This is a genomic window from Microcoleus sp. A003_D6 (assembly GCF_036702825.1).
In the GTDB taxonomy this organism is placed as follows: Bacteria; Cyanobacteriota; Cyanobacteriia; order Cyanobacteriales; family Microcoleaceae; genus Microcoleus.
Genome location: NZ_JAUBWA010000063.1, coordinates 26,672 through 42,612 on the forward strand (window position 1 = coordinate 26,672; position 15,941 = coordinate 42,612).

Here is a 15,941-nt window from a genome sequence, read left to right on the forward strand (position 1 = left end):
CTTATTGTTCAGGCAGTTTCAGCCAATTTTCAATCAGCAATCTAAAATGAGATTGTGCCGTATCCTTCCTTACTGTTGTCAGTTTTCGTTGCCGACGAACAGTTGCCCGCGCCGCGACTCCTGACAAATAACCAAATTATCACCTAATGCGTAATTTTTTGAATTTAGTGCCAAGTGTATCTCAGTATTTTTCCAGCCGTCGGGACGAAAAAGCCCCTCGGGCGATCGTTTTTGGCTTTAACGGCGGGCAGTCGATCGCTCAAATGTTGTTATGTTTAACAGTGGTAAGTGCTGGCGTGCTGCATCCGAGTGCTGTCAGGGCTATTGGTGCGATCGGGGCGACTCCCCAAACGATCGCCCAAACAAGAGCAAATGCGCCCGCCCCACTTACAAAACTGCTAACAGAAATTGACGCCGCGGCCAACCGGCGCGATGTCAAAGCAGTCATGGCATTTTACAGCCAGAATTTCACTCATTCTGACGGCTTAAACACCCAAAGCATGGAAAAAGCCCTCACCCAACTCTGGGATCGATATCCGACTTTGAATTACCGCACCGAGATCGAATCTTGGAAAACCGAAGGTAGCGCGATTCTCGCAGAAACCGTAACTACAATTGCCGGCACTCAAAAAAAGGATGGCAGAGAATTAACTCTCAAAGCTACCATCCGTTCCCAGCAGCGCTTTGAAGGTGAAAAAATAGTTAGTCAAGAGATTTTAGCAGAACAAACTCAGCTTAGTTCGGGTCAAAATCCTCCCACAATTCAAGTGAACTTGCCGGAGCAAGTTAAAGTGGGTCAAGAGTACCATTTTGATGCAATTGTTCGAGAGCCGATCGGCAATGATATTTTAATAGGGACTGTTTTGGAGGAACCAATTACCGAAAAAACCTTTTTTAATCCCTCAGAAGTCGAGCTGGAGTTGCTAAATTCCGGGGGAATTTTTAAAGTAGGTAAAGCTCCGGCTACGCCCGAAAATCGGTGGGTTTCAGCAGTTTTGATGCGACAAGGTGGAATTGCAACAGTTAGTGTGCGATTGCGGGTTGTCAAGTAATAAAATAGGTGTTATGGGTTATTTGACTAATTTCTGTAGTGGCGGGTTAAGTAAAATCTCTAATACAAATGAGAGAACCCGATAAACCTGCCCCTACAAGAATTATGGTTAATTGACCCGACTTGATTTTATACCAACTCAAAACTAAGTTTTTCCCTCTTCCTTCCTCTCTCTGCGCCCTCTGCGGTTAATACATCTTCCTTATTATTAAAAATGATTTCTATCCAAAATCAAATTGTTTTCATTACAGGTGCGAGTAGCGGTATCGGAGCAGCCTGTGCCAAGATATTCGGAAAAGGTGGAGCCAAACTAATTTTAGCAGCCCGCCGCCTTGAAAAGCTCGATCGACTGGCAAACGAACTTGTAGAAACAAAATCCATCGCGTCGGCGAACGAGATTTACTTGCTAGAATTGGACGTGCGCGATCGTCCTCAAGTTGAATCTGCCATAAACGCACTACCAGATGCCTGGAAAGCGATCGATATTCTCATTAACAATGCGGGATTGAGCCGCGGTTTAGACAAACTGCACGAAGGCAACTTTCAAGATTGGGAAGAAATGATTGATACCAATGTTAAAGGCTTGCTTTACATGACTCGCTACATAGTCCCGGGAATGGTAAATCGAGGTCGGGGTCATGTGGTGAATATTGGTTCCATTGCAGGCCGCCAAACCTATCCGAAAGGCAATGTTTATTGCGCTTCCAAAGCAGCAGTGAGAGCTATTTCTGAAGGGTTAAAACAAGACCTTTTAGGAACACCTGTTCGGGTGACGGAAATAGAACCGGGTTTAGTGGAAACAGAATTTAGCAATGTCCGGTTTCACGGCGATGCAGAAAAGGCGAAAAATGTTTATCAAGGATTGACACCTCTGACAGCCGATGATGTCGCCGATGTCGTGTATTTTTGCGCGACGCGATCGCCCCACGTCAATATTAGCGAAGTCTTGCTAGTCCCGACAGACCAAGCTACCGCAACTCTCGTTCACCGAAAAGAGTTGTGAGTTTTTAGTGGTAAGTGTCCGGATTGCGATCGAATTCTCAGGAAGCTTAATTGGTAGATGCACCCTGATTAATTAACTCCCGACCAATTTTGGCCGGGTTTTTTTTTGAGCGATCGCACCCAAAACCACAAATCCTCCCAAATTTTGCCAAACTATCCGGAACAGGTACACATCCAGCCGGAGATTAAATTAGTAGATGCACCCTGATTAATTAACTCCCGACCAATTTTGGCCGGGTTTTTTTTTGAGCGATCGCACCCAAAACCAAAAATATCCGCGTCAATCAGCGTCAATCAGCCTCCATCAGCGGTTAAAAATCAAATTCATCCCGAAACAAGCGCCCACCTACCGGAGACTTAATTAGTAGATGCACCCTGATTAATTGACCCCCGACCAATTTTGGTCTGGGGTTTTTTTTGAGCGATCGAACTTTCACCACAAATTTTCTTTCCTTGTCCCAAACTATCCGGAACAGGTGCACGTCGAGCCGGAGATTAAATTAGTAGATGCACCCTGATTAATTAACTCCCGACCAATTTTGGTTTGGGGTTTTTTTTTGCGACCGCACGCCCTCACCACAAATTTTCGCAAATGCTGCCAAAGTGTCCTGAAAGAGGTGCGGTGAGGCGGGAGATTAAATTAGTAGATGCACCCTGATTAATTAACTCCCGACCAATTTTGGTTTGGGGTTTTTTTTTGCGATCGCGCGCCCTCACCACAAATTTTCGGAAATTCTGCCAAAGTGTCCTGAAAGAGGTGCTGTGAGGCCGGAGATTAAATTAGTAGATGCACCCTGATTAATAAACCCCAGCCAATTAAGGCCGGGGTTTTTTTTGCTCAAAAGCTGGATTAGTCGATCGACCTACAACAACTCAAAAGACTGCACCTCAAGCACCGGGCCGATCATAGCAAAAGTCATCACATCCTTGCGGACTTCACCTTTGACGCTGACTTTCAGATCAGCTTTTTTCAACTCAGAAGGAGCATTCTTAAGTTCGTAAGTTTCCCCATCTTCGCCCACCAAAGCCCAAGTGCCCGGGCCAAATCCTTTGCGTTCAATTACACCCTTGACAGTAATACTCATGCCGATCGCACCTCTGTTTTAATCGCTAAACGGGCCAGTCCGAAACACAGAAAAGCATTGACAATCAAGAATGATTGTGATACCAAACCAGTTCCCAATCCCCAGACTGCGGGAGACACAACAGCATTCACCGCTAAACTGCTAGCAAAGCCGATCGAAATGGCGATCGCGATCCACTTCCACTCTCGATGTCCCAACAGCAAAGCAATCAAAATCCCAGGAATCAAAACGCTAGCAAAAAAGGGATTCAGCATACTGCTGCCATTAATTGCATTGCCGAGTTCGGGAATAGAACTGCCCATCACCCGCATCGGCCACTGCGGCAAGTCAAATACAAACAAGTTTCGCAGGAAAAAGAATCCAGAACTCCCAGCCATCAAGCCGCCAGAAAAGCCCCAAGTCCACTGGAACGGAAAATAATTCCGCATAAAGAAAGCCAGCAGGTAAGAACCGAGCACCATTGCAATTTTAGGCAACAGGGCGACTGCACCGCCGTCTATCCAGAAACGGGGGCTGAGATAGCCGTTGTCGCGCAGCCAGCGGAAGAAATCGCGGAAGTTGATTTGTCCGCGCTGGGCTAGCTGAACTGCTGCGGCTGCGTCGAGGTGTCCCGAACCAAAATGGTTTAACGGATCTTCAGTGACAGTTCGCGAGGACTGCAAGAGTACGCTGCGAATTTCGTCTGGTTCTGTGATACCGGAAGCCTTGACAAGGGCTGCAACGGCTGCAACGTGGGGAGAAGCCATGCTAGTGCCTTGGTAGCCTTCAAAGACTTCGGCGCCGGTTTCCGGGTCGATCGTACTCTGTAAAATCTTGCCCATTTCAGAACCGCCGGGGGCTGCAATGTCAACCCCTGCGCCGAAATTGGAGTAAGAGGCTTTTTCGTCGTCGGGGCCGAGGGCGGAAACGCCGATGACGTGGGGATAGCGGGCGGGATAGGAAGCGGAACTGTCGCCGGAGTTGCCGGCGGCTGCGATGATGACAACGCCTTTAGAGTGGGCGTAGTCGATCGCCTCTTCCATTAACTGACTTTCGCCGCCGCCGCCGAGACTCATGTTAATCACATCTGCGCCGTTGTCAGCAGCAAATTTAATTGCTTCGGCAATGTCGGAAACCGTGCCGCCACCGCTGCCGCTTAACACTTTTAGCGGCATTAAAGCTGCTTCGTAGGCGATGCCCGCAACGCCGTAATTGTTGTTAGTTGATTGGGCGACAGTACCTGCGACGTGAGTACCGTGGCCGTTGTCATCGTAGGCTTCGGCGCGATCGTTTACAAAGTCGTAGCCGGGTACAAATTTGGTTTCTTTTAAGTCAGCGACTGGAGTAATGCCCGTATCAATTATCGCTACTGTTGTGCCGCTGCCTTTGGTTTCGTTCCAGGCAGATTCTACGTTGATACTGCGGAGATTCCACTGCTTGGTATACATGGGGTCGTTGGGAATCTCGAAAGCGCTGTAGACGTAGTTTGGTTCTATGTATTCGGTATCTTTAGCCAAATTTGATTTTCTCAGGGCGTTTAGCAAAGTGCGATCGCCCTTAACTACATATACATTGTCGCCCGCTGAGAATTCGCTGTTGAGTTGCGGTGCGACTTGGTACTGTTGGGCGATCGCATTTACTTCTTTCGCAATCTGGGCAGCACCCAAATCTTCGCGGAAATCAAGCACAATCGAGTCGTAAGTGCCTTGAGTAGCAAGTCCTGGGAAATTAGAAATCGCCCAGCCGAGCCCGATTAAAAATAAGCACAGAAGGAAAAATTTTTTCATGGCCGATCGTCCGTTTAGGGAAGGCTTGTTCACCACAATAACCCAATTTTCACTGCCTGCGCCAGTTTTCCTTGCTGTAGCTTGTGGATATCTCGCACGCGGGCGTTTGGTAGTTTTCGGCGGTGGCTGTTGCTCGATCGAAAATTGCTCTAATTTCTAGTTTAAATTGCAGAGCAAGTTTAAGGAGTTCAATTAATTGTATCATTAGAGAAGATGACCAACAGAACCTGGACTATTTTCAACAAGGGTATTGCATGGAAAGAGGTTTAATGTGGCTGCCGCTGCTGGCAATTTTTATTTCTCTGGCTTGGGCTGGATGGAACGAGTATCAAAAGCTGGAAGCGTATCGCGTCTGGGCCGAACAATTCGCTAAAGCCAAATACGATATTTATGCTGTACTCGGTCAGCAAGAAGACAGTTTAACTTGGGGAAAACCTACTCGCAGCGGGCCTGTGAATTTGCAAACTTTTTCTTTAAAAAACGTGCAGTTGCTGCGGTTGTTAGTCAACTCTCAGGCAGTTGATTTAGAGTCGCCGCCGAATTCTGGAAGTCCAATCGCCCTCGAATTTTTGTTGAAAGATGCTGCTGCGGTGCAGGTTCCTTTTACAGAAATTCCTCTAGCGACTAAATGGGGAAAACACTTGCAGCAAGAATTGCAGCGCTTTAGTTCAGTTGACAGTTGACAGTTGACAGTTGACAGTTGACAGTTGACCGCAAGAGGGCGACCTCTACCTGGAAGTCCGAGGATTCGAGTAATGAATAGTCTTCTTTTAATTTCTCCCTGCAAGGGTTGGGGCTTGAAACCAATTCTTTCTGGTAAAAACACTCTCCGGCAGGGCAGGATATAGGGAGCATCTCAATGAAAGCAACCCAGCTAGAAATAGGAGTTTTGAGGCAGGAGACAGGAGGAAAGAGTCAGAAGGAAAGAGTCAGAAAAAGTGTTGTTACAAATAGGAGATGCTCCCAACGTATAAGATGTTAACTCTGCTGCTTTAAGTTACAAAAGTCTGTAAAACTGGTAGTAGAAATAGAACTTATACCAATTTTTTATGAGGCTGCATAGAATCAGATCCCCCCTAGCCCCCCTTAATAAGGGGGGGACAAGATTCTTCTCAAAGTCAACCCCTACTCCCCTTCTTAAGGGGGATTTAGGGGGATCGAGATATGTGCAACTTCACATTAAATTGGTATTACGCAACAAATCGTTTGAACTGCCATTTATAGGGTAAAGTACCCACAGATCACCCGGAGGAGGTGAGTTCTTGCAGTAAGTAGTAGAAGTAGTGTCCCCGTGCCTAGCCCGGTAGCGATCCGTTCGCACCTTACAGTTAAAGTTCTTGGCCAGCGCGTCCTAAAACAGCTAAATTGCTAGCCCCCAAACCTGCCGAATGCAAACACAAGAATTTTTACAGCGCTATCAACAGGGAGAGCGCAACTTTAGTCACATTGACCTCAGTGGCGCTAGTTTAAGCGGTGTCAACCTGCGAGAAATAGACCTCACTGGTGCTAATTTGACCAATGCTAATTTGAGCTGGTCTTTTTTGAGCAATGCCAAGTTAATTGGGGCTTGTTTGCGGCGCGCGGATCTCCGCAGTGCGGTACTCGCAGGGGCGAATCTCGCAGGGGCGAATTTGAGCGGGGCAAATCTTGCTAAAGCGGATTTGCGTCTTGCTTGTTTGCAAGGCTGCGACCTCAATTGGGTGGCGTTACCTGAAGCGGATTTGGGAGGTGCTGACTTGAGCGGGGTTAAATCAGATCAAATTAATTTGGAAAGGGCTAAACTCGACGGGGCGAAGTTAATGGCGGCGGAATTAATGGAGGCAAAGCTCAACCGCGCCAGTCTTGTCGGTGCTAATTTAACGGGTGCTAATTTGCGGGAAGCGCACTTTGTTGAAGCGAATTTGCGATCGGCAATTTTAATTGGTGTAAATTTGATTGAAGCCGATCTCAACGGCGCTCAAATGCGATCGGCAAATCTGAGTGAAGCTGACTTGCACCGAGCCGTGCTGGCTGGGGCAGATTTAACTGAAGCGGTGTTCGATAACGCTGATTTGAGTCGAGCTAATCTTGCAGGTTCTTATCTGTTGAAAGCGAGTTTTAAGAAGGCGCGTTTGCTACGGGCCGACCTGCAAGAAGTCTATTTGCTGCGGGCGGATTTGAGCGAAGCTAATTTGCGCAGTGCCGATTTGCGGAAAGCTGATTTGAGCGGTGCTTATTTGATGGATACGATGTTGGCAGAGGCGGATTTAAGAGAGGCTTGTTTGATCGAGTCGCGTTTGATTCGGACGAATTTGGAGGGGGCGCAGCTTACGGGCTGCTGCATTCAAAATTGGCAAGTTCAGGATGTTGATTTGTCTAAGGTTGACTGCCAATATGTTTTTACTCAGTTTGATTATACTGCCAAAATTCCGGCAAATCGCTATCCGGTCGATCGGGATTTTGAGTCTGGGGAATTGGGTAAGCAGCATCAAGAGGATAGTTCAATTGTAGAGGTGTGTTTTGCTGAACCTCCTAATTGGGAGGCTTTGGTTTTTACGGTGCGTCGGGTGGAGTTGGAAAGCCGCGAACTCAAGTTGAACGTTCAATTTTTTGAGTCTGCTGGAGAACAACATTTACTGCGGCTGAGCGCGAACCGTTTGGTGAATGGCAAGATTTTGGGCGATCGCATTTTGGAGCTTTATCCAGATATGTTGGAAAAGGTTGTAGGGAAGCGGGCGGAAATTTTAGCCTTGCTCGACCTGGCTGTTGCTAATAATGCTTCGGAGGCTTCACCAGCAACGACGCCGGCGAAGCCGAGTCAAAAGGAGGTGTTGGAAAGAAGGCAGGCAATCTACCAGCAAATGGTGCGTCAAATTGCGTCGATTTTGATGTCTCAGACGCCGGATAAATTCACGGAAAGTGTGCAGCGGTTGCTGGATTATTTGAAGCAACAAGGTATTTCAACTGAGGAGATTCAAAGAAAGGTAATAGGTCAAACGATCGCCCAGCGGGCGAAGCAAGATCCGGGTTTTAGGGAACAGTTGCTGAGGTGGGAGAAAACGGCATCCGATCGCGATCGCTGTTCGGTAATGGGGGAAGCGGTGCGGTTTGCGATCGCCCTTTTGATCGATTATTAACAGTTAATTGTTAACGCTTGAAGCCGGAGATTGGCTAATACCCGCACTTGCTCTTCTGCGTCGGAAACTGCAAGCCTCGTGCAGCGGGCCAAGCAATACCAAGCTTTTCGGGAACAGTTGCTGAGGTGGGAAAAAACGGCATCCGATCGCGATCGCTGTTCGGTAATGAGGGAAGCGGTGCGGTTTGCGATCGCTCTTTTGTGGGAATGAAACGGTTTGTTAGCCTGCGCTTGCTTGACTATTCTTCACTTTCCTCGTTTTTGCCTTCTTCTATTTCTACTTCTTCTAGGGACTGTCCGTCTCTAATAGACCTCTTGCAAAAATAACTAGGACGGGCAAGATGCCCATCCCACAAAAAACATTTTTCCTTGTGGAACGGGCATCTTGCCCGTTCCAAAATTTGATGAAAAGGACTTTTGCAAGAGGTCTAATGAGCAAATTCCAAAGATCGTCATAGAAAAAATGATCGATAGTTTGAATGTGCTGTGAGAGCAACGGGTCTGTAATCATATTCGGTCGAATATCGCAGTAATACACACCATCCAATGGATTTAACTTGATAGTATTGTAGGGTGCCACGGCTCCTTTCTCGTTTCCCTTGTAAGCGTAAGTGTTCTACCCGTGGCACCCTACAGGCCCCGCCCGGTGGTTTAAATGCTCCACAGCTTAGCTCTGACAAAAATTTATATAATCCTGAATATCTTGAAAGCGTTTTTTGTCCGTTGCATGATTGACTAAATCTGTTAAGGTCATCGTATAGATTCCCGTCTTTCTGCATTTTTACGATCTAGAGATATCCATTCTTTTTTTGTCATACGACGAACATTTTCTATACGACTGAATGCCCAATCGTTGTATTCCATATTAAGATCGCATCCCATCCAATAACGATTTAGTTGTTCTGCAACAACGAGAGTTGTTCCTGAACCTGAAAATGGATCGATAACCACATCCCCTTCATTAGAAGACGCAAGAACAAATTTCCTTAATAACTCTTCGGGTTTTTGCGTGGGGTGAGGTGTTGTTTCACCCATACCGTTACAAGTAGTAGGAATCTCTATTACATCTTTAGGCTTTGCACCTTTTGGATTGGGTGTCCAGTTGTCGTGTTTCTTAGTTGCTCCTTTCCCGTAAGCACTTGTTTTCGCTTGCGGATGTGAAGGATATTTCAAAGTATGTGCGCCATAGGGAATTCGTACATCGTCAATATTTAGTTTGACGCAATCAGATTTACGAAAGTGAATAATGCTTTCATGCGACCGCCCCCAATCGCTACCTAAATTCGCTTTATTTTTATAGTGCCAAATTAACCAACGGCAACTCTTAAAATACTTTGATGCTGGATGCTTTAGGTCAGCTAAGATTTCAGAAAACCCACAAATATATAGAGATCCTGTTGATTTTAGAATCCGCGAAGCTTCGCGAATCCATTGAAGTGACCATTCAATGTACTGCTCTTGATTTTCAAAGCGATCCCAATCCGCTTTCTTAATGTTATAAGGTGGATCTGCAAAAATCAAATTAATACTTTCAGACTGAATAGATTTAAGCCAATCAATTGAATTGCCTTGATAAAGTTGCCCGCGAGGATGTGAATATTGCAGTTGAAAACCTTGTGTTAAAGGTTTTAAGTCTTGCTCCCTAATTTGTGGTGTATCACCTACAACGTCTAAGGAGACTTGCATCATGTTCAAAGCTTTATTAGAACTGACCACCCTCGTTTATTCCTCGCTACCTGTGCAAACGATTAGGGATAGATTATAGTACACACGGATTGCACCTCACTAATTTTTTTGAGAGCTACGACTCAGAGATTAATGGTATTGTTTTTATTAGACCTCTTGCAAAAATCCTTTTAATCAAATTCTGGAACGGGCTCTGGGGCCCATTCCACAAGAAAAAAAAATTTTGTGGGATGGGCCCCAGAGCCCGTCCTAGTTATTTTTGCAAGAGGTCTATTTACCAGTCTTGGTTGCGGAGCTGGAGGCCGGCTAACACCCGCACTTGCTCGTCGGTGTCGGAAACTGCAAGCGATCGCAGCAAAGGCAAAACTCCCGGATTTTCGGGATAATGTTCGATAATCGCTTCGAGTGCTGTAAATCGCGGATTGTAAGGAAAAGAACTGTTTTGACTGTCAACATCGCTCAAAGTTCGATCGCGCAAAAACTCAAACATTCCCGGCTCGTCTTTCCATCCCCGCATTAACTCTACCAGGGCGATCGCCCGCACCTGCGAATCTTCATCCTTTTGAGCTCTAATTTTTAGCCACTCGAAAGTTTGAGACTGATTTGTACCCCCCCGCGCTAATTTTTGCAAAGCCATTTGTCTCACAGCCGGACTCTCATCGCCCTCTGCTTTAGCCTCCAGCAGCGTCCAAGTTTCAGGATTGTCCGGCCAGTTGCAAGCGAGTTCAAGCACCGCCGCCGGGCGGACAAGCGCATCGCTAGAATCAAGCTGAATTTTCAGCCAAGGCAAGGTTTCCGGGTCGTCGGGCCACCCCCGCACGATCGCCCTTACCAGCACGCTCAGCAGGTGAGAATCTGACTCCGACTCGACCAGGCTTTTGAGGAAAGGCAGCGTCTCCGAACGGTGAGACCAGCGTTTTGCTATCTGCTGCACGGCAGTTTCTCGGACGTTCAGGTGTCTGTCTGACTCGGCGAGATTTTGCAACCAGCCAAAGACTTCGAGACTGGCTGACGGCAGTGCGGCGACAGCTTCCACTACTACTTGCCGCACAGTCCAGTAATCCTCGGAATCAGCTATTTTTTGCAGCAGGGGCAGGGTTTCTGGATGGTCGGGCCAACCTGCGGCTATTTGTTGCAGGGCTATTTCGCGCAGTTCGCTGTCGCGATCGCCCAATGCTATATTTTTCAAAAAAGTAAGAGTTTCGGGGTTCCCGGGCCAGCCAGAGGCAATTGCTTGCACCGCTGCCCGCCGGACGGTCGAACTCGTATCGGACTCGGCTTTAGTTGTCAGCAGCGGGTAAATGTCTGGTTCGCCGGGCCAGCGCGAGACCAATTCTTCGATCGCCGCTGTCCGCACTTCTTGGCTGCTGTCGGATGCAGCTAGGGTTTTCAGCAGCAGGCAAACATCGGGTACGGCGGGCCAGCCCGCGGCCAACTCCCGCACCGCTACTGTTCGCAGGGTAGAAGTTCCTGTCTGGGCAAGGTTTTTGAGCAGGGACGCCGTGCCTAAAACGCTGTGCCAACCTCTGGCTATTTCTTGCCACGCACAGACTCGCACTCCCAAATTTTCGTCGGATTCGGCGGCGGTTCTCAGCAGCAGCAAGGTATTTGCGCGATCGGGCCAATTAGAGGCCAACTGTTCGAGTGCTGCGGTGCGGACAGCGGGACTTCGATCGAACTGAGCGAGGGTAGCCACCAGCGGCAAGGTATCCTCTATGTCTGGCCAACCCGCGGCCATTTCTCGGACTGCGGTGGATCGCACAGCCCAACTTTTATCTAATTTGGCTAGTTTTTTGACCATCAGGTAAATTTCTCGATCGTCTGGCCAGCCACGGGCTATTGCTTTGACTGCGGTGGCCCGGACTTCGCCGCTGTCGCTGGAGTGAGCCAGTATTTTCAGCCAGGGCAGGGTTTGCGGGTCGTTTTTCCAAGTTTGGGCGATCGCCGCGATCGATCGATAGCGAATTTGATAAGTTTCCTGCAATTCTTGAGCGCTTTGATAAAGAATCAGGAAACCCGTGCCGTAGTGCGATAACTTTTTGAAAGCGTTTAACAGTTTTATTTCTGTTGTTTTATTAACGTCATCTTTATCTTTAACTTTTAACAGGCATTGTGCTGCTAAAAACAAATTAATAAATTTTTCTTCTTGACCGTTTTGAGCTGTGAGATATTCTATAATTTCGCTCGCTGTTTCTTTGTCGAGCTTGGCTGCAATTTCTCTGAGGACTTCATGAAAAGATTCGTCCCGCCAGTGCTGGCCGAAAATTTGTGTCTTGAGTTCGCCCCAAGTCAGTTGACCTATTTTGAGTTGCGCGTGGATTAACTCTGCTACAGTCTGGGGATTATTTTCGGAAACAAGTTTTTTTAACAACATACCCATATCCTGCCCTTCGAGTTTGTTTGCATTAAAAATCCGAAACCACATCCAGTATTAGCTTAGAGTTTTTTGAGCCTTCCTGGAGCAGGTCGCCGATCGACTCCATTTTATACCAAAACTACTTGGTCGCGCCCCAATGCAAAATTCGCCACCACCCACAGGAATGTTAGGTTTTGGCGGATGGCGATCGAACAATTAAGCCGCTAAATCTAGCTAACAGCTACTTGGACGCGATCGGCTGCAACCCGAACCGTAAAAGTCGGAATTTTTACCGTTTCATCGTCCAAACACTGGCCCGCAGCCAAGCTAAAATTTTGCTTGTAAATGGGAGAAGCAACTTTGAGAGTGCCGTTGCGATCGCCCACAATCCCCCGCGACAACACAAAAGCCTTCCAAACAGATCGCAATTGCTCAAAGCATAAACTTCATCCCCGTTTCCAACTCTGAAAATCGCCACTTGTTCGCCGACGAACTCTACACTTTTCTAATTTTTAATTATTATTTAAGCTCCCATGCCCGAATACTGCTTCAAACCCTGCCGCCAAAGCCAGCGATTCCACACAAAAAACACCGCACCCCAACCCAGCATTACCAACAAACCCCGGCCTACATCTACGGGCAATCCTATCAAGATTGAAGCGGGAAAATGAATCAAATAAGGAAACGGCGTCCACAAAACTACTTCGCGCACTGGTGCGGGAAACACTTCTAAGGGGGCGATTATTCCCGATAAAAACAGATAAAATAACAACCAAAACTGTTCGATCGCACTTGCCCTTTCCAGCCAAAAAGCAAACAGCGCAAAGGTATACTGTATCAAGAACCGCAAGCAAAAAGCCAAGACGACAACCAACAAAAATAGCAAAAACCTGCCCAAACTCGGCAGCCAAAAAGACTGCGGGTAAAGTGCAAAAAACAGCAGCACCAATCCGAATACAAAGGGCAGCCTCGCAAACCTTTCGGAAACGTGAGATGCAAAGTGATGCCATACCGGATCGAGAGGCTGCAACAATCTATTAGATAGCCTGCCTTGCACTACTTCCTTTTCAAACTCCCAAATCACCCAAACTACATTGGTTTGCCTCACAATGAAAGCCGCTAAAAAATAACGGGCAAAGTCGATCGCGTTCAGCCCGAATTGACCAGTTTGAGCCGCCTGCATCCAGACGCCCATCAAGATAAACGGCAAAGCTCCCGACAGCACCCATAAAAGCAATTCTGCTCGATATTCGAGCATATAAGCGTAGTAGGTAATTAGTAAAGTTTTAGCAATTCTGATGATTTTTTTCATATCAATTTTAGATTTAATTTTTCCGTGTTAGCAACGGGCAAGATGCCCGTTCCACAAAACATTGAAACTCTCGTGGAACAGGCATCTTGCCTGTTCAATTTTTCCGTGTTAGCAACGGGCAAGATGCCCGTTCCACAAAAACCTTGAATCTCTAGTGGAACAGGCATCTTGCCTGTTCTACTTTATAATTATAGTGGAACAGCCATCTTGCCTGTTCTAGAGAATGAGCTTATCCAAAACCTTACACTTTTCCCGTGCGAAAAACTCGACCGATTACCTCCTCAATGGGCGGATCGGTAACAGTCAAATCAATCACTTCCAACTCCGCCAAAATTTTCGACACGCTCACCGTCAGCTCTTCCCTTTTGACCAAAAAACGTACTGAATTTCCATCAATTGATTCTACCTCGCCGTAACCAAAAGCGCTATCTTTTGACAGCGGATGAGCTAATTCTACCTGAACTTCCCGATAAGGTGCAAACCTGTCGAGCAATCCGTCCAAACTGCCATCATAAACTAATTGACCTTCATGGATCAACAAAACTCGCTTGCACAATGCAGTAATATCAGCCATGTAGTGACTTGTCAGCAGCACCGTTGCTTGATAGCGCTCGTTATATTCCCGCAGAAATTGCCTGACGCTAAACTGTGCGTTTATATCCAAACCTAAAGTCGGTTCATCTAAAAATAATACCTCCGGCTGGTGCAGCAGCGCCGCCATCAATTCAGCTTTCATGCGTTCGCCTAAAGAAAGCTTTCGTACCGCCTGATTTAACTTGCCTTCTAGTGACAGCATCTCTGTCAATTCTCCGACTCGCCGCCGATAATCTGCATCGGGAATGCCGTAGACAGCGGCATTGATTCGCAGAGAGTCGAGCACGGGCAAATCCCAAATCAACTGCTGTTTCTGCCCCATCACTAACGTGATTCTTTGCAGAAAATCTGCTTCGCGGCGGAAAGGAGTGCGATCGCACACTCTCACAGTACCAGCAGACGGATAAATCAAACCAGTCAGCATTTTCAGCGTCGTAGTTTTGCCCGCACCGTTAGCGCCGAGAAACCCCACCACTTCGCCAGGTTCAATACTAAAAGAAACGCCCTCAACTGCTTTGATATTGCGGTAAGTGCGGTTAAAAAAGTGTCGCACTGTTCCTTTAAGTCCCGGTTCTTTAATCGCTACCGGATAAACTTTGCTCAAGTCTTCAACTAAGATAATTGGCATTGGCTCAAATTTTAACTTTTATTTTAATCTAGGATACATCCATCAGGTTTGTGCCAAGATGGAGCTGTCTAGTAGGGTACGCCAGCGATTGCTCGATCGCGCTGCACAACAAGTAACTGTGTTCTGGCGCACCCTACTAAGCTCTAGAATATTGCAAAATATCCACGATCGCATCGCACAAAACTTACAACTATGGTACTCACCCCAGATAATTCAGGCATCTCTCGTTTGGTAGGAGATAATTCTCCTGAAAATATTACACTTGTACCGGGACAACTTACCAGTTTTCCTGGGGGAGTTTGGATGCTGGGCGGCAATGATACTGTCAGGGGCGCGTCAGATGCAGAAAAGATTTTCGGCAACGATGGTAAAGACAGTCTGTTAGGCGGTGTTGGCAGTGATTCTATTTACGGCGGCAAAGATGATGACGATGTTTTGGGAGAAAATGACGACGATTTCTTGACAGGAGATAGAAATAGCGATTTCCTTGATGGGGGTGCGGGAAATGATTTCCTGCACGGAGGACAAGGTGTTGATTTGTTAGTTGGCGGTGACGGCAACGATACTTTAATTGGCGACAGAGATGTGGATATTTACAAAGGTGGTGGGGGGAGCGATGTCTTTGTTTTTCGAGTCGATCAAGCGGGAATCAGAGTAGCTGGCATTGAAGTTCCTGACGCGGTAATTGTGGATTTTGATAAGTCTAGCGATTTGATTGGAATTAGTGTGGCATTTACGAGCAGCAATATTTCTTTTGAACAGGTAAATTATAGCTTAAACGATCCGAGACTGCTGCTACTAGATCCTGGAACTATAGCGGGGGGAACGAGTTTGTTAGCCAAGGGCGGGATCTCGCGGCAAAGTCTCGATCCCGATGGCAACGGCCGCGTTGAAGCTACTAATATTAGATTCGGTTTTACTAATGCTTTGTTGGGTACTGTATTGAATGTAACGCCAGCAGATTTAAACGGTCGTTTGATTAATGCTAGTTCTTTGCTTTAAGTAGACCTCTTGCAAAAATCCTTTTCATCAATTAATGGGACGGGCTCTCCGGCCCATCCCACAAGAAAAAATAACTCTTGTGGGATGGGCCGGAGAGCCCGTCCTAATTATTTTTGCAAGAGGTCTAGTAGACATCTCCAAAAACAATTAAAGCCTTTGTGTAATTAGGTTGTATGACGTAAATGCAATCATCCTAAATTAGCGACTCTGTACGCTCTAATAAGGCTTTGAGATATTTATTGTTGATAATTAAGCCAAAATATCTAGTTATCTGCGTTGATTTTAACCTGATGATGTAGCAGATATTTCTCATGGTAATATTAGCGCTCTAATTCGCAACCTTA

At 46.8% G+C, this 15,941-nt stretch carries 16 protein-coding genes; 7 read left to right on the forward strand and 9 right to left on the reverse strand.

The genetic code is table 11. The annotated features are described in order from the left end of the window. Positions 1-146: 146 nt before the first annotated feature. Both QUB70_RS18280 and QUB70_RS18285 read left to right on the forward strand, forming a co-directional pair. Positions 147-1,052 carry a nuclear transport factor 2 family protein gene (locus QUB70_RS18280; protein WP_332982475.1) on the forward strand — a complete coding sequence of 302 codons (906 nt, stop codon included), beginning with the start codon at positions 147-149 and terminating at the stop codon, positions 1,050-1,052. A 213-nt stretch (positions 1,053-1,265) separates the two neighbouring features. After that, the gene (locus tag QUB70_RS18285; RefSeq protein ID WP_332982477.1) at positions 1,266-2,054 is read left to right on the forward strand and encodes an SDR family oxidoreductase; all 789 of its coding nucleotides are present in this window, start codon (positions 1,266-1,268) and stop codon (positions 2,052-2,054) included. A gap of 862 nt (positions 2,055-2,916) precedes the next feature. Here QUB70_RS18285 and QUB70_RS18290 read toward each other — a convergent pair. From QUB70_RS18290 to QUB70_RS18300, 3 genes are read right to left on the reverse strand one after another with little or no spacing between them, the layout of a single operon-like run. Further along, the gene (locus tag QUB70_RS18290) at positions 2,917-3,138 is read right to left on the reverse strand and encodes a hypothetical protein (protein ID WP_332982480.1); all 222 of its coding nucleotides are present in this window, start codon (positions 3,136-3,138) and stop codon (positions 2,917-2,919) included. Further along, entirely contained in the window at positions 3,135-4,904 is a 1,770-nt protein-coding gene (locus QUB70_RS18295) for a S8 family peptidase (RefSeq protein WP_332982482.1), read from the reverse strand. The genes QUB70_RS18290 and QUB70_RS18295 overlap by 4 nt, the downstream gene beginning before the upstream one ends. A gap of 49 nt (positions 4,905-4,953) precedes the next feature. Then, entirely contained in the window at positions 4,954-5,109 is a 156-nt protein-coding gene (locus QUB70_RS18300) for a hypothetical protein (RefSeq protein ID WP_332982484.1), read from the reverse strand. Positions 5,110-5,158: 49 nt separating this feature from the next. Between QUB70_RS18300 and QUB70_RS18305 the strand changes: the two genes are divergently transcribed. The 3 genes from QUB70_RS18305 (at position 5,159) to QUB70_RS18315 (ending at position 8,230) form a co-directional block, all read left to right on the forward strand. Then, on the forward strand, positions 5,159-5,587 hold the full coding sequence (locus QUB70_RS18305) for a hypothetical protein (protein WP_332982487.1): 429 nt from the start codon (positions 5,159-5,161) through the stop codon (positions 5,585-5,587). A 705-nt stretch (positions 5,588-6,292) separates the two neighbouring features. Beyond that, complete coding sequence (locus QUB70_RS18310; protein WP_332982489.1) at positions 6,293-8,020, forward strand: pentapeptide repeat-containing protein; 1,728 nt, start codon at positions 6,293-6,295, stop codon at positions 8,018-8,020. Between the two features lie 30 nt (positions 8,021-8,050). Next, a complete protein-coding gene (locus QUB70_RS18315; RefSeq protein WP_332982492.1) occupies positions 8,051-8,230 on the forward strand; it encodes a hypothetical protein in 180 nt (59 codons plus the stop codon). 539 nt (positions 8,231-8,769) lie between these two features. Here QUB70_RS18315 and QUB70_RS18320 read toward each other — a convergent pair. Together QUB70_RS18320 and QUB70_RS18325 are read right to left on the reverse strand one after the other, a co-directional pair. After that, entirely contained in the window at positions 8,770-9,735 is a 966-nt protein-coding gene (locus QUB70_RS18320) for a DNA-methyltransferase (protein WP_332982494.1), read from the reverse strand. Between the two features lie 244 nt (positions 9,736-9,979). Then, positions 9,980-12,079, reverse strand: a complete 2,100-nt coding sequence (locus QUB70_RS18325; RefSeq protein WP_332982495.1) for a HEAT repeat domain-containing protein — start codon at positions 12,077-12,079, stop codon at positions 9,980-9,982. A gap of 72 nt (positions 12,080-12,151) precedes the next feature. Here QUB70_RS18325 and QUB70_RS18330 point away from each other — a divergent pair, with 72 nt between their 5' ends. Next, positions 12,152-12,289 carry a hypothetical protein gene (locus QUB70_RS18330; RefSeq protein WP_332982496.1) on the forward strand — a complete coding sequence of 46 codons (138 nt, stop codon included), beginning with the start codon at positions 12,152-12,154 and terminating at the stop codon, positions 12,287-12,289. A 2-nt stretch (positions 12,290-12,291) separates the two neighbouring features. Here QUB70_RS18330 and QUB70_RS18335 read toward each other — a convergent pair whose 3' ends face one another. The 4 genes from QUB70_RS18335 to QUB70_RS18350 all read right to left on the reverse strand — a co-directional run bounded on the left by QUB70_RS18335 (position 12,292) and on the right by QUB70_RS18350 (position 14,595). Beyond that, positions 12,292-12,489, reverse strand: a complete 198-nt coding sequence (locus QUB70_RS18335) for a nitrite reductase (NAD(P)H) small subunit (RefSeq protein ID WP_332982498.1) — start codon at positions 12,487-12,489, stop codon at positions 12,292-12,294. A gap of 95 nt (positions 12,490-12,584) precedes the next feature. Next, positions 12,585-13,373: an ABC transporter permease gene (locus QUB70_RS18340; RefSeq protein WP_332982501.1), complete on the reverse strand. Its 789-nt coding sequence runs from the start codon at positions 13,371-13,373 to the stop codon at positions 12,585-12,587. After that, the gene (locus QUB70_RS18345) at positions 13,370-13,540 is read right to left on the reverse strand and encodes a hypothetical protein (protein ID WP_332982503.1); all 171 of its coding nucleotides are present in this window, start codon (positions 13,538-13,540) and stop codon (positions 13,370-13,372) included. Before QUB70_RS18345 ends, QUB70_RS18340 begins: the two co-directional genes overlap by 4 nt. Positions 13,541-13,614: 74 nt before the next feature. Beyond that, positions 13,615-14,595 (reverse strand): ABC transporter ATP-binding protein, encoded by a 981-nt coding sequence (locus QUB70_RS18350; RefSeq protein WP_332982505.1) that lies wholly within the window; start codon positions 14,593-14,595, stop codon positions 13,615-13,617. A 192-nt stretch (positions 14,596-14,787) separates the two neighbouring features. On the opposite strand from QUB70_RS18350, the gene QUB70_RS18355 reads away from it, so the two are divergent. Next, positions 14,788-15,597, forward strand: a complete 810-nt coding sequence (locus tag QUB70_RS18355) for a calcium-binding protein (protein ID WP_332982507.1) — start codon at positions 14,788-14,790, stop codon at positions 15,595-15,597. Positions 15,598-15,941 lie beyond the last annotated feature (344 nt).